General features: G+C 54.7%; 11 protein-coding genes. 4 read left to right on the forward strand and 7 right to left on the reverse strand.

Features of this window, described 5'->3' with window-relative positions:
- Positions 1-5: 5 nt before the first annotated feature.
- Both AXG89_RS44435 and AXG89_RS27825 read right to left on the reverse strand, forming a co-directional pair.
- Positions 6-629 carry a hypothetical protein gene (locus tag AXG89_RS44435; protein ID WP_306299790.1) on the reverse strand — a complete coding sequence of 208 codons (624 nt, stop codon included), beginning with the start codon at positions 627-629 and terminating at the stop codon, positions 6-8.
- 1026 nt (positions 630-1655) lie between these two features.
- Entirely contained in the window at positions 1656-2261 is a 606-nt protein-coding gene (locus AXG89_RS27825; RefSeq protein WP_062173748.1) for a chemotaxis protein CheB, read from the reverse strand.
- 78 nt (positions 2262-2339) lie between these two features.
- Here AXG89_RS27825 and AXG89_RS27830 point away from each other — a divergent pair, with 78 nt between their 5' ends.
- From AXG89_RS27830 to AXG89_RS27845, 3 genes are all read left to right on the forward strand, one after another.
- Positions 2340-2606, forward strand: coding sequence for a hypothetical protein (locus tag AXG89_RS27830; RefSeq protein ID WP_062173746.1), 267 nt, complete (start codon positions 2340-2342; stop codon positions 2604-2606).
- A 330-nt stretch (positions 2607-2936) separates the two neighbouring features.
- Positions 2937-4280: a PQQ-dependent sugar dehydrogenase gene (locus AXG89_RS27835; protein ID WP_062173745.1), complete on the forward strand. Its 1344-nt coding sequence runs from the start codon at positions 2937-2939 to the stop codon at positions 4278-4280.
- A gap of 409 nt (positions 4281-4689) precedes the next feature.
- A complete protein-coding gene (locus AXG89_RS27845) occupies positions 4690-4899 on the forward strand; it encodes a hypothetical protein (protein WP_236873508.1) in 210 nt (69 codons plus the stop codon).
- A 5-nt stretch (positions 4900-4904) separates the two neighbouring features.
- Here the strand turns inward: AXG89_RS27845 and AXG89_RS27850 are convergent, their stop codons facing one another.
- From AXG89_RS27850 to AXG89_RS27865, 5 genes are all read right to left on the reverse strand, one after another.
- Complete coding sequence (locus AXG89_RS27850; protein WP_062173741.1) at positions 4905-5798, reverse strand: DUF748 domain-containing protein; 894 nt, start codon at positions 5796-5798, stop codon at positions 4905-4907.
- 413 nt (positions 5799-6211) lie between these two features.
- Positions 6212-6862, reverse strand: a complete 651-nt coding sequence (locus tag AXG89_RS27855; RefSeq protein WP_062173740.1) for an RNA polymerase sigma factor — start codon at positions 6860-6862, stop codon at positions 6212-6214.
- Between the two features lie 167 nt (positions 6863-7029).
- Positions 7030-8097: a hypothetical protein gene (locus AXG89_RS27860; RefSeq protein WP_144029374.1), complete on the reverse strand. Its 1068-nt coding sequence runs from the start codon at positions 8095-8097 to the stop codon at positions 7030-7032.
- Between the two features lie 68 nt (positions 8098-8165).
- Positions 8166-8678, reverse strand: coding sequence for a hypothetical protein (locus AXG89_RS42425; protein ID WP_144029373.1), 513 nt, complete (start codon positions 8676-8678; stop codon positions 8166-8168).
- A gap of 662 nt (positions 8679-9340) precedes the next feature.
- Entirely contained in the window at positions 9341-12466 is a 3126-nt protein-coding gene (locus AXG89_RS27865; protein ID WP_236873507.1) for an acetoacetate--CoA ligase, read from the reverse strand.
- A gap of 619 nt (positions 12467-13085) precedes the next feature.
- On the opposite strand from AXG89_RS27865, the gene AXG89_RS27870 reads away from it, so the two are divergent.
- The gene (locus AXG89_RS27870) at positions 13086-13370 is read left to right on the forward strand and encodes a hypothetical protein (protein ID WP_062173733.1); all 285 of its coding nucleotides are present in this window, start codon (positions 13086-13088) and stop codon (positions 13368-13370) included.
- The last annotated feature ends 69 nt before the right edge of the window (positions 13371-13439 follow it).

Consider the following 13439-nt stretch of genomic DNA (forward strand, 5'->3'; position numbering starts at 1 on the left):
GTCGATCAGACGTCCAAGGCCCTGTAGGCTCCGTTCCAGTACGGTGCCAGTTGCACCAAAGAGCGGAAGGCTTCCGGTTTTTGCCGCGGTAAATGCGAGCGTAGCCGTGTGAAGGAAATTCCGGAGTTCGTGGACGAACGACCCATGTCTTTCGGTCTCTCGGCCGCGTGTTGACCCGCAACAATGAAATCTCGTCGGTAGCTGAATTCTGTTACCGCATCCGCTATCGCATTATCGAGGCAGCGATTCAGTGTCCGAAATTCATCAATTGAAAATGGCGCATCCCGCTCCTGTGCCAAGTCGGTGATGGCCTGACAAAGATCTCCGTAGTCGTGCACAACCTGGTCAACCGTGAACCCAAGCTTCAGCAGCTCATGCCCATTTGAAGCCGCAGACCCGCCGATCGCTGAAAATGCTTGATTGCCATCAGCCGGGCCTGACACCAGTCGGCTTTCCAACGGGCTGTCGGTTTGCTCAATTTTCAGCTTCGTAATCAGCTGATCAAGGAACAAGGGGACACCGTTTTCTAACTGCTGCTCTGAGGCGTCACGAGCGGGTCGGCTTGCCACTTTCGCGCGACACCGCGCAATCAGATCATTACGATTATTTGACAGAAACGTATGCAGCACAGTGTCCCTCCTGAAATCGAGTTAAATAAAGCAAAATACAGGTGGCGGCTAAAAGAATATACCCCTTCATCTGTCCATCACGACCTTCGCAAAGATGCGGTTCGGGGAGGTTCGCCCCCGCCAACTGGACATAAGATCCCACTCAACAGCCGCTCTGAGCCGAGTCGGTACGCTGAAATAGCTGCCATGCAGGGTCGCCGCATTGACATTCATTGCTTCGCGCTATGATCATCTCCTGTTTGGGGGCGCGATGGACTTTCAATATTCACAGAGCGGCGGACACAATCTTACGTACGATGTGACGATCAGCGTTCGACCGGAGCGGCCTACCCTATTTGTATATGATGCGTGGGTGAAACGCGAAGGTGGTCTCCGAGGGGAAAGATCTTCTGGAAAGTGCTCCGCGCGACCGACCCGAATAAGGCCGCAGCCGAAGCTCGTAATCAGGCAACACGGCAAATAGACTCCTTTGATTGGAACGACGAGTAACCGGTGTGCATTTATCCGAAAATTCTGTTTTAACAACTTCGAAGTGCTAACGGGAGGCTAAATGGAGCCGTACAGCGGTTACGTGGTGTCGGCTCAGCCGCATGCAAACACAGATGGAACGTTCAGCGCTTATGGCGTTGTATCGCTCAGGCACAAAATTGTGACGTCGTCGGGAAGATTTGAGGTGTATACGACTGAGTCAGAGGCGGTCGAGGAAGCGCTCGCTTGGGCCAAGAAATGGATTGACGAGCACGGCTAAATACAGCACACAACCGTCGGCTGAACATAAATGTCCAGCGAGGTTTTGACGACTGACCTTTTTGGAGCGACATCTAAGTCTCTTGCAGGACGCGGCTGCGGATCGCCGCCATGAGAGGCATCAGTCGCCTGGGTGTCTCGCCTTGAGCCTGAATGACCGCTCGCGAGTTCTGAATATCAGTCAGTCTCAATGCTAAGGAAATTTGTATGTTGCCGAGCGGCGGATCTGCGCCTGCGCCATTATCAGCTATTCACCCGACTTTCAGCATCGTTGTTCGATCAACGATGAACCCGATGGCTTTGCCGAGGTAATAGGCCGTCCAAGACCTGTGCAATTTCGGTTGAGTTGCCCACGAAGGTGATCGGGCCATCAAAAGCAATCGCATTTTGCTGCATGCCTACGGGTTTGTTTTGAGGATCCAAGACCATCGTCAAGCCACCCGCCCGGTGTATCGCTGCAAGCCCGCGAGAGCCGTCGTCCAGCGATCCTGATAACACGATGCCCACTGTTCGCTTGCCGATGTTTTCGGCAATAGAATGAAACAGCGCATCTACCGTTCGGTTTCTTAACCTGTCGTTCGATCCATCGATCAGAAACGCGGACCTGTCGTCGAGCAGCGTCAAAGGCCGGTCAGGCATTCCGATGTAACAGACGTTAGGTACGAGAACCTGACCGTCGCGAGCAATCTCTACGTGTAAGTCTGGACAGCGATGAGCCAGAACCGCTCTCAGATCGCTGTGGTCGTCGCTTGACCGGTGAAGTACGACCATTAAAACAGCGTGCACGCCTTTCGGCCATGCGTTGAGCAACTCAATGATGTCGGAGAGACCTTCGCTGCCTGAAGCGCCGAGAGCGACGCAGTAAGGATCGTTGTCAGCATTCATTTGCGCTCCCGAGATCGGACAGCATTTGGGGTATTCTGACATATGGGATTGGGCGAACAATGCGGCTACGGAGCGACCATGATAGATCCGCGTCGTCTAAACGGAGATGATGATCTCTTCGTGCTTGTCCAGACCTTGCTCAATCGGGTAGAACGCGGCTCGATCATTGACATTCACGAGCTAGACCGAGAAATCAGAATCGTTATCGGATCGGCTGGCCTACTTTGCGGCACGGATCTGGTCTCCGCCAGTTCGGTCGATGTTGCAAGTTCTCTCCTTGTACTGGGTAACCGCGCAGGTGCATTGCGCAAGGTGAAGAACTTGTTGATTTTACGAGGGCGGTGAAATACAAAGTCTCTTGCTGAGTTCATTATCTGATTCGTTAACGGCGTTTTTAAGACGTGCCCTCCGTAGCGCCGCAACCCTTCAACGCCTATATTCCTGGTCCCGTGGGCAGTGCAGGAGTGCCTAGAAAGACCTTCTTTGAACCACAACGCGACTTTTCGCGCCGGTGCAACGGACGCGCAATGTCCGAATGGTCATCCCTAAGTACGTCGTCTCCATATCTGCCTCTCGTTTTTGTATTGGAGCGGCATGGAATCGAAACGAAATGCAAACGCAGTCGTCTAACGTCCATTCGGAAGCAAACTATGTCTTAGACCGGTCGTGGAAAACATGAATATTTGGAAGCTGAAGACGGCACTGACGTTGGCAGTGCTCGGGTGTCTGGCCGCTTGCAGTGCAACATCAACAACTCCAGAGGTTGCCGGGTATGGCGACGCGCCTGCCTTGCCTGAACCGACAAAGTCGCTCCTCACGACCGTCAACATTGCGCCCGCACGCGGCTTCGGCGCGGACGATCGTCCCGACGCAGTCGACGGTTTCGCGGTAAACGCATTCGCCCGTGATCTGGATCATCCTCGCTGGATATACGTGCTTCCAAACGGAGACGTTCTGGTCGCCGAAGCTGACGCGCCGGCTGTACATGACGAAACGGGTGGTCCGATCAAGCGCCTCGTGTCGTGGGTGAGGAAGCAGGTCATGAAGCGCGCAGGCGCAGGTGTGCCAAGTCCGAACAAGATTATTTTGCTGCGCGCAGTGAGCGGGGGCACCGCCGCCCAAACCCGGACAGTTCTGATCGAGGGGCTCAATTCGCCCTTCGGCATGGCTTTGATCGGGAACGACCTGTACGTAGCGGATACCGACGCACTGCTTCGCTTCCCCTATGTGCCTGGCGAAACGGTGATCACATCACCCGGCATGAAAGTCGCAGACCTGCCCGCTGGACCGATCGACCATCATTGGACGAAAAACATCATTGCCAGTGCGGACGGGACTCACCTCTTTATCGCCGTCGGATCAAACAGCAATGCAGCGGAAAACGGGATCGATGTCGAGGCGGATCGTGCTCGAATCCTCGACTTTGATGTCAAAGCAGGTAAAGCGCGTGTCTTTGCAACCGGCCTGCGCAATGCGAATGGTTTGTCATGGCAACCGCAAACAGGTGAGCTATGGGCCGCTGTTAACGAACGTGACGATCTCGGCAATGACCTGGTGCCGGACTACATGACGGCAATACACGAGGGGGCATTCTACGGATGGCCTTACAGTTACTATGGATCGCACGTCGATGCCCGTGTGAAGCCCCAACGTCCAGATTTGGTTGCGAAGGCGATCGTGCCCGACTATGCGCTCGGAAACCATACGGCGTCGCTTGGTTTGACTTTCTATGATGCGACGCTTTTCCCTCCGCACTATCGCGACGGCGCGTTTGTTGGCCAGCATGGGTCGTGGAACCGCAAGCCGCGCACCGGTTATAAGGTCGTCTTTGTGCCGTTCACCAACGGCAAACCCTCCGGCCCTCCTGAAGATTTTCTGACTGGCTTCTTGGATTCCAAGGGCGACGCCAAGGGGCGCCCAGTTGGCGTGGCTGTCGATGTTGACGGCGCTTTGCTCGTTGCTGACGATGTCGGGAATGCGATATGGCGTATCGTGCCGACAAAGGAGAACGCACCCTGATCTCTGGTCTGACGTTGTGACGTGCAGCCGGTCGCACACTCCGACTGGTAGGAAGCTATTTCGAGAACAAATTCCCCAATTTACGCCCAATGCCTTCTACGGCTTGAGTTGCCCCTTTTGCGATCCCGCCGGCACCTGAGGCGATCGCGCTAGGAAACCCTTTCAAAATCTCTTCGCCGAGACTCTGAGACAGTGAAAACCGGGGATCTTGAAGGTTGCCGTCCAGTTCAAATTTGAGTTTGATGATCCCAGTAGAATCTTTGAGTGCCGCGACGGCTGACTTCGCCGGCACAGACGCAATGGTGTCGCCCGCTTTTTCGGTTTGCGCCAGTTGCAGGTTTTTAAGAACTAGTCCACTGCGTCATTGACTTGGCACCCCGTCTATGTTCGAATTTAGGGCATGGGAAAAATGAATCTGACTGATACCGAACGTGCGCAATTACTTTCAGCGGCACGCAGCCGAACGGTGCGCGCGGCGGACGTGCGACATGCAAAACTGATCTTGATGCTCGAGGACGGTGAATCGCGCGACGGGATCATGAGCGCACTGGGCTGCGACTCACGTTTCATCGCACGTTGGTCGGGGCGCTTCCTCAACGAGCGACTGGCCGGCATGTAAACCAATCAAATGGAAATATGACGATCCTTCCCGTCGAATTCGCCCGGTGCCAAGTCAATGATGCAGTGGACTAGGGAGCCAGGGGCATGGATACGTCCGTTCTGAACGCTCCCATCCAATGCGAGATCGATCGTGCCGCTGCGCGCCTTTGCTGTGCTGCCGCCTTCCTTGATCAGATACGGGTCGAACAAGACGATATCGACGTTGTGCAGGTGTGTTTGTAATTTCGAGTCGCTGTTCGCAAAAGTTATCAAGCCCTTGCTCGACAATGTGCCTTCGTGCGCTGGGCCGCGCAAAGACCCGGTCAGTTCGATGGTCGTCGGCTCTGAAAGATCGGGAAGGCGCAAATGATGCGCTTCACCGCCCGCGTTTGTAATGACAATGCGATAGGGTGGTTTCCGAATTACCTCATCGACGAGTTCAACGGTGCCGTTGCGCAGCACGATGTGGTCGACCATCTTGTCCGCGTTCGCGCGCCTGGCCGCTGCCAGCGACTGCCCATCTGCTTCTCGCTCTTCGAGTGTGAAGCGCGGCAACACACGAATGCCACCGTTGCGGCCCCGGACAACTGACAGATAGTACCGGTCGACGAATACATATTCCGCGTGCACGCGAGGCGAAAAAAGCGTTCGCCAATCAAGTTTAAGTACGACGTTTTCGGCCCGGAACAAATCCTTGGTGGGCCACGCGCGTGGCCCACGTAACGCAATGCGCGTAAGAGTCACCGTGAAAAACCGCACCTCGATGTGCTCGGCGGAACCGTTCGGGCCGAGTAACTCGGCCACTTGGAGTTTGAGTTCGTGCACCACGAGCACCCAGCCGCCGACGCCCGCAAGCGCGATAACGGCTAGCAGAATACAAACACGGTGGGGCCATTGAACCGGTTTGAAGGTAGCCATGTGTTCTCCTTGACGCCTTCGGTGGCAGGCAGCCGTTCCACTTTACCGGATGGCTCCGAAGTGAATGGCTTGACGTAGGTGTTTCATAGTCGTCGACGACCTGATCGAAGGTGTCGGTCAAGTTAAGCGGGTGGGGGCTGTGCAGCGCGGCAAGGTCTCCGAACTTAGATCACGAAGCGGTAACGTTGATTGGCCCGCGATTTATGCGATTGTCCATCGATCGCTGATTTGTTCGGCTTTCAACTTTGCGTGTTATCGGACGCCATTCTCCAACTGCTCGGTCGTTGTGCCGTCTGCGTCGTGTGGCCATCTTGAGGCACCGTCCAAATGAGGCGCGGAATGGGTACGAGGACCGGATCGACCCCTAGCAAACTGAATAAGAAGGGTGCGACTACTCGCGGGGGTGCGCCTCTTTAGTCGCGAGGTCGGGACTCGAAGAACACTGTTCCCGGTTTGCCAACTGGCAGCGAGTAAGGTTGTTGAATCCCGAACGTCAGGTCGACCCTGAGCGTTTCAATCGCACGGCGAATCCATGCCTTTACAGTAGCAAGAGGCGCGTGCATTTCCTGCGCCACTTCTCTGTGACTTAGATCGTAGAAGTAAGCGAGTTCTAGCGCGCGCCGCTGGTTGGCTCCTAGGCTGTTCATGCAGACTGCCAAATGGGAAGTCCTTTGACCAGAAACCGCTAAATCATAGGGGTCAGCCATATCTGCTGCTAATACGTCTTCCAGGATGTCGTTCCACTCGATCTCTGGGCCCGCGAAGGATTGTCGGCGCCTCATATAATCAAGCGTGCGATTGCGAACGATGACCCGCATCCAAACCAAAGGTGGAGACCTACTATTGTTATATTCGGAAGCAAATCTCCAGATGTTGACGAACGCTTCCTGCAACGCCTCCTCTGCAAATTCGCTTCTTCTTGCAATACGTAGCGCTACGGTCAGCAAGCTCCGGGACGTCAGTTCATAAAGCGACCGAAGCGCCTCGTCGTCGCGAAGTGCAATCCTTTCTACGAGTAACACGAGTACCGCGGCGGCCGCGTCGTCAGCGATCTTGTTTGGCATTGGCTGTCCCCGAGAGGGGCGATAGCGATGTTTTAGCGCAAACACCCCGATTGATCCCCAAATACTCGGAGCGCAATACGTGTTCCCGCTCCTGTGCGGTTCGATATCCAGCCGTTACGCCGGGCATTCAGGATAAATTCGGCGACTTTCTCGTTCGCGTGGCGGCTCTAGGCAAACTGAAGCCTGTGGAGGCCGTAGTACACACCAAAGAAACAGACCATCAAACTCAAATAAATTCCCACTGTGGCACTCACATCCATAGGCAACGACGCGCCGCGAGCTGGGCGCAATCTCTGCTGCAACGGTGACACGCCGTGCAGCCCCGCCACGGCGAGAATGGCAATGATCGAAAGATCGCCGACCGCGTCGAGATGTCCGAATTCCGGGATAGCAATGGCGAAGATCGCCAATAAGATGCCTGCACCTGCGCGAAGTAGCCCGCAGCCAGTCGAGAGAAAGAATGCCGGCGTAAATTCAACAAATCCGGCGATCACTGTGACTACGGGCGCAGCGACGCCCACGGTGATACTAGGATGAGCGGTGAGGACCGAGATGGTCCATTGAGGGTAGACGAATTTTTCAATTGCAGTCCACATCAGGCTGATCGACAGGGATCCGCACAAGATGGGAACTCGCCAGCGAGTCGCGCCGGAAAGCTCAAAACTTGTCAGCGCGAGGTAACCCGCAATGCCGATGAAAAAAACATAGTCGACTAAATGGAAGAAGCCATAGTCCGCGATGCCCGCCCCATAGACGATGATGATGCCAAGCGCTGCCAGCACGCAGGTACGGCGCCACACCAAGGCTGCGGCAATCGAAAACTGGACCATGCTTATCCATGGCGCCCCGGAAACCAATTCGGGGGTCAAGATCGCTTCCCCACCTTGCGACCACGGCACAACAGCCCCTTTGTCCCACAAGCAGAGAAAGAACGCGCCCACTGCCACACGCATGAGTTTCTCTTCAAGCGACCTCGTCACGTGATACGTGCATGCGAGAGCGGGCCAGCGACGATCAAACCAGCTATCGATCCAAGTGCCCACGAAGAGCAAACCCGAAAATATTCCGAGATAGAGCGCGAACGCGGGTGTTAGCACCACACCAGGCGCGACGGGCGAGATAGATGCATCAGCGCTCGAACAAAACCATTTAACATGAGCGAACGCCACACTTGGCAGGATTGATACGAAGATCAGTAGGGCACAAATCCCTATGCGCAGCTTTCCATTGCTCACCCATCCTCCGTTGACGGAACACGTTCCGGCTCACCCTGCTCGTAGCGGAGGTAAGTAATTTTGTTTTACTAACGACGGTAGATATCGGAAAAATCATGGAAAGTGAGCCCTGCTTCGACCCGCGTTTTGTCTAGCAGTCTCTTGCGCCCTAAGTCTGAAGCGCGAGTCTGGGAAAATTTTTGTTCCGTATAACCCAAGGCTCGAAGCCGCTGCGCAATGAAAGGAGGAACCGAAGTTCTTACGCAGATTGCAACTGTGAAGAGCCAATCAAGCTCGAACTTGGTCAAATCATCGCGCATATACACTCCCACGCCGACAAGGCTGTGCGATGCCGACGTAACCTTCGCGTCAGAAGCGAGCGGCCAATTAGAGATGCGCAAGTCGAGGATGCATTTAGCTAGCAAAGGACTTACGCAAGTGGGGGCTGCGCGGATGCACTGTTGCGGGCCCGCCGAAACAATATTTTTCGGCCATCCATGCAATGCAATGTCGGCGAGGTCTTTTGCACTCAATCCGATTGCTCGTATAGGTTTTGAACTTTTGATTCGTGGAGTATCAGCATCCGCTTCTGCCGCAGCCATTCAATCTGGACGGTAACTGAGCCCGAGACGAAGTGTTGACGCGCGAGATGGTTGCGTAGCTTACGAAAAATGCACCGTCTTGTTCGGCATTGCAGTCGATGTTTAACCCTCAGTACATGAATTGCACAAAGACCTCTGACCTGAAACCACATGAGCAAGTCGAAGCATCAAAAAATTTGGCCAAGAACTTGATGAGCCGACAACTAACCCGATGACGCATTCGTCGTTGCGTTCTGTAGGGGCCGAAAAATGGAGACTGCTGAGGCAGGCGCGGTGATCTCGCAAGACAAAACACAGATTTTGATGGGACTCTTGGCACTACTGACCGGACTCAAGTCGATCAAGTAAGCGGCCATTTTCCTTACTTGTCGTCATCTGCTCTTCGATTGTTACCGCGTCGTGTCAATGCGGGTTGGTGAATCGGTGCTAGGGCGCGCATACACTCTGAACGCCACATAAAGCCCAACTTCTTCTGGACCTTGTTCAACCGCCGACGCGCCCAACTCCGTTCGTTGCCACCAGAACACCGAGACGCCGTGCCGCCCTGTTGTGCCCAACCGCATTCGCCAACCGCGCCGTTTCCTCACGGAACTTCTCCGTGTAGCGACGATCCGGAACTTGCTTTATTCAACTTCTCTGCTGGTCGTCGCTTCGAGGCAGGGTCAATCAGATGAAATCGCAGCTAACGAACCTAGCGCCATAGCCACTTCATGGACGTGAGGTGCGGACATCATCTCGGTGTGGCTCCCTTGCACGCGAATGATAGTCAAACCGCATGCCGCCACACGTCGCCAAACTGGCAAAGGGTCACCCCGGTCTTCGAACCGTTGCGCGCGCACGTAAATGATAGGTCCTCCGTTATACCGAAGGGGCCGGTACACGCTCATGGCTAGACGCATCGACTCGCGCACGCGCATGAGGACAGGCGGCACATCCAATCCTGCGACTGCTGGGTCCGTGCGACGCGCTGGGTGCCCTAGGCGAAGACGCACGCGATCGGCCGCAGCGGTCCATTTATCACGAAGATAGGCGATTTTTTGCGAGCTCGATAAGTCACGCAACGCGCCATATTGACGGCGTGCGTAACCTAACTGAAATTCAGCCCACGCAACCCACGGCAAGCGACGTTCGTGGACGTAGGTATCCAGCAGGCACAACAGTTCGATAAGCTCGCCGACGCGGTGAAGTTGCTGCGCGATCTCGATGGCGACGAGGCCACCCAACGAGTAACCCGCTAATGCATAGGGACCGGCTCGCTGCACACTACGCATCGCTTCTATGTACGTCGCCGCCATGTGTTCTATGCGTTGCTGCGGATTTTGCAGGCCGTCGAGCCCGAGCGCTTGCAGCCCGTAGACGGGGCGTGATGTATGTAGCGCCTGCGCAAGCGTCCAACAACCCATTACCGTCCCGGACGCACCGTGCACAATGAAAATCGGGTTACCCACTCCAGAGCGAAGCAGCACGAGGACCGGCGATAAGATTCCAGGCGAATCGGCTCTTAGCAGTGCGCCGAGCGCGGCAATAGTAGGTGCCGAGGAAAGCGTCGAAAGAGGCAGATCGTGGCCGGTCGTCTCTGCGAGGTCTGCCAGCATACTCACAGCCAACAGCGAATCGCCGCCGAGCTCAAAGAAATTGTCGTCGGTTGCGATCGGCGCAAAGCCGAAGACGCGCTCCCATACTGTTTGCAGATACGCTTCCACATTTTCAAGTGAGACACAACTGCTTGGCACGACAGGTTCTGTCTGATATTGATTTATAGCCTCTTTAATCGCCTGAAGGCAGTGCGGATTACGGAGCGCAGCTGCGTTCGTTACCGCCAAGCCGTTAATGGCCTCGCGCGCAGCGATCTCTGACAGCTTGCCGCTATGCGTGGTGGGCAATGCCGCGACTGCAAGGATGATATCAGGCACGTGCGCGATAGACGCACCGCGTGCTAGATTGGTTCGAATTTGTTTGCGCAATTCGCCGGTTAATACTTCCCCCTCGCGCAATGTGATCAACAGAACGATCCGCTGATCCGAGAAGCGGGAAGCAGAATCGTCGATCGGGCCATCGCGCCGCTCCACGTCCAACTGAACCGCCAGTGCTTCACGGATGGCGGTAATCTTGTCAAGCACGCGGTATATCTCGGCAGGACCCACATTGACGCCGCGGACGTTCAGCACGCCGTCGGTACGGCCATGTAGACGTGCGCCCCCCGCCGGCGTCATCTCGATGAAATCTCCCTGTGTCCACACCCCGGGGTTGGCCCCAAAATAAGCAGAGTGGAACCTAGCGCCCGATGGATCGTCGACGAATCCAAGGGGACGGGAGGGAAACGGATTGATGCAGACCAGTTGACCTACACCGTCTGCTTCGTGACCATTAGTCCACGACTGAACCCCTAGGGCGAGACTCTTCGATTGGGATTCCCCGGCAATTATTGGAAGGTTCGGGTTGCCTAGAACGAAGCATCCTAAAATATCGGTCCCACCTGAGATCGAACACAAGGGTAGTGATTTGACATTGTCTCGAACCCAGAAGAATTGCGAGTCATATAGGACCGCGCCCGTCGACAAGATGGTGCGCAAGTGGCTCAAGTCGAAGCGTTCAGAAGGAACAAGCCCCGCTTGCTCGCACATTTTTAAATAGGTGGGGCTGGTGCCGAAAACCGTTACTCGCAGATCGGCGACGAGACGCCACAGGATGTCCACCGTTGCGATGGAGCCGTCAAAAGTGATGACTTCAGTTCCCGACGCAAGTGCAGACAGTTGCCAGTTCCACATCATCCAGGCGCAGCTTGTATGAAAGTACATGCGCTCGCCGGCTCGGAGATCGCAATGAAGGCGGTGTTCCTTCAAATGTTCGAGTAGGGTGCCTCCCGCTCCATGGACGATGCATTTAGGCTTACCGGTCGTTCCCGACGAAAACAGGATGAAAAGCGGATGGTTAAACGCGAAACGTTTCCACACAAAAACCGAAGCGTCGACACGCTCCATCAGCGCACGGGCCGAAAAACTGGGTAAAGCCGTGTCAAGCAGTAAGCACTCGTCATCAAGGCCAATTACGCCAACCAGCGTTGGTAACTTTGCAGCGAGTTCGGTTAATTTCGTTGCGACAGGGACGCCGTTATCGAACGGTCGCGTTGCCGTATGGGCAATGAGCAGCCGAGGCGAGAGTTGTGAAAAACGCTCAAGGAGTGCCGGGCTGCCCATCTCCGTCGAGGACGTTGCGAGCGTGGCACCGATGGCAGCGACAGATAGCGCTGCGATTACGGCCATCACATCGTTGCGCATGACTGCGACCACGCAGTCGCCCTCTACTATGCCCAAGTCCGAAAGGGCCTGAGCAAGGCGGGCAACCCGATCTCTGAGTTCACCGCGTGTCAGGGCCCAACGCGTGCCGTCGGCAAAACAAGCGGTTACTGCGGGCTCGCCTGCGCTTGCGACGCTTAGATCGAGCAACTTATCGGCGTAGTTGAGCTTGAGATCTGGGAAGAAGTACGCAGTCTCGCATTCGTCACCTACGCATATAGCGGTCGTTCCCTCGATCATTTCGAATCCAGGCAACCAGTTTACAAAGCATTTCCAGAAGGCGCGGTAGTTTCGCACCGAAAAAGCGTGCAAGGATTCATAGTTGGGAAATGCAAGGCCTGTCTGTCGCGATAGTTCTGCGGTAAACGACGTCAATTGAGACTCGGAAATTGCTTCGTCTCTGCCATTAAAAACATTTGCTTGAGAAGTACTACTTACCGGATCAGTAGCCGGTGATTCACAAACCATAAGTACCTCCGTATAGAGATGCATCGTCCTTTATTTGCTCAAGGCGGTTTGTAATTTTTTGAGGACTTCGGGCGTGTCGTCTACTAACTTAACACCGTAATGTGGACACCAAAATAACCCGCAGGGGGGATTCTGTATGATAAAAGGCGTTTGTTGCGCGGCCCGCGCCTCTTCGTGAACGTTCCCCACGAAGGTTCGGATTTGACTTCTGGATATAAACAGTGATGATCGAAACGTCAGAAAAAATGCCGAATCGAATGAATTTTCAATGCGAAGGATTTATATTAATAATGGGGATTGGGTTTCTGCGCAAACGCTCTGAGCCAAAAAATAAGTGATCTGAAAGGAAAAAACTAACGTCTAACCGAATCGATGAGCGAGGAAAGCAAGTCGGCGCACGGGCAGCCAATCGGCACGTCGCCGTGAAATAAAAGCTAAACTTAGACATGCGTTTTTTTGGCAAGAGCTATCGCGGCGTTATCGAAAGATAAATGCTTATCAAACTTCCGATGTTGTCAGGCCGCGTCTTCTGTCACACTTTGCGTTGGCTTCGGGTAGGCGTTTACGTGTGACCGATTCGTGTTTTTGCGCGGGCATACTGTGTACATCTCTGATGTGTCGAACCTGTCCCGGGAGCGAAAAAATGTCCTATCTATGTGCTGAGATAAAGGCGTACGACGAATCACGCAAGATCATGACGGTGGCATTCGGAGAGCAGTGGCCATTAAAGCCGAGCAGTGCCACATTTGCGGAGGTGTCAATCGATGACTGCGATGCAATTGGCCACGAAGTCGGTGCAGGCGATACAGGACTGACGCCGGACGAGGCAAGTGTTCTCAAACTCTTGTTGGACGAATGCGGTGCGCTCGAAGACGTGCTCGCTCATCCAGAGCATTTAGTAGGACGTGTTTGCAAGCTTGACGAGTGACTTTGCAACTATGCACAACAGCTCGGTGCCGAATCAGTTTTTACTATCGATGATCGAGCGATTCTTCAT

The organism is Burkholderia sp. PAMC 26561 (genome assembly GCF_001557535.2).
In the GTDB taxonomy this organism is placed as follows: Bacteria; Pseudomonadota; Gammaproteobacteria; order Burkholderiales; family Burkholderiaceae; genus Caballeronia.

Bases quoted from the DNA above. Each gene is read 5' to 3' on its own strand.
- AXG89_RS27865 (WP_236873507.1), bottom strand. From the start codon at position 12,466: ATGCATCTCTATACGGAGGTACTTATGGTTTGTGAATCACCGGCTACT.
- AXG89_RS27830 (WP_062173746.1), top strand. From the start codon at position 2,340: ATGATAGATCCGCGTCGTCTAAACGGAGATGATGATCTCTTCGTGCTT.
- AXG89_RS27825 (WP_062173748.1), bottom strand. From the start codon at position 2,261: ATGAATGCTGACAACGATCCTTACTGCGTCGCTCTCGGCGCTTCAGGC.
- AXG89_RS27855 (WP_062173740.1), bottom strand. From the start codon at position 6,862: ATGCCAAACAAGATCGCTGACGACGCGGCCGCCGCGGTACTCGTGTTA.
- AXG89_RS42425 (WP_144029373.1), bottom strand. From the start codon at position 8,678: ATGGCTGCGGCAGAAGCGGATGCTGATACTCCACGAATCAAAAGTTCA.
- AXG89_RS27870 (WP_062173733.1), top strand. From the start codon at position 13,086: ATGTCCTATCTATGTGCTGAGATAAAGGCGTACGACGAATCACGCAAG.
- AXG89_RS27835 (WP_062173745.1), top strand. From the start codon at position 2,937: ATGAATATTTGGAAGCTGAAGACGGCACTGACGTTGGCAGTGCTCGGG.
- AXG89_RS27850 (WP_062173741.1), bottom strand. From the start codon at position 5,798: ATGGCTACCTTCAAACCGGTTCAATGGCCCCACCGTGTTTGTATTCTG.
- AXG89_RS27845 (WP_236873508.1), top strand. From the start codon at position 4,690: ATGAATCTGACTGATACCGAACGTGCGCAATTACTTTCAGCGGCACGC.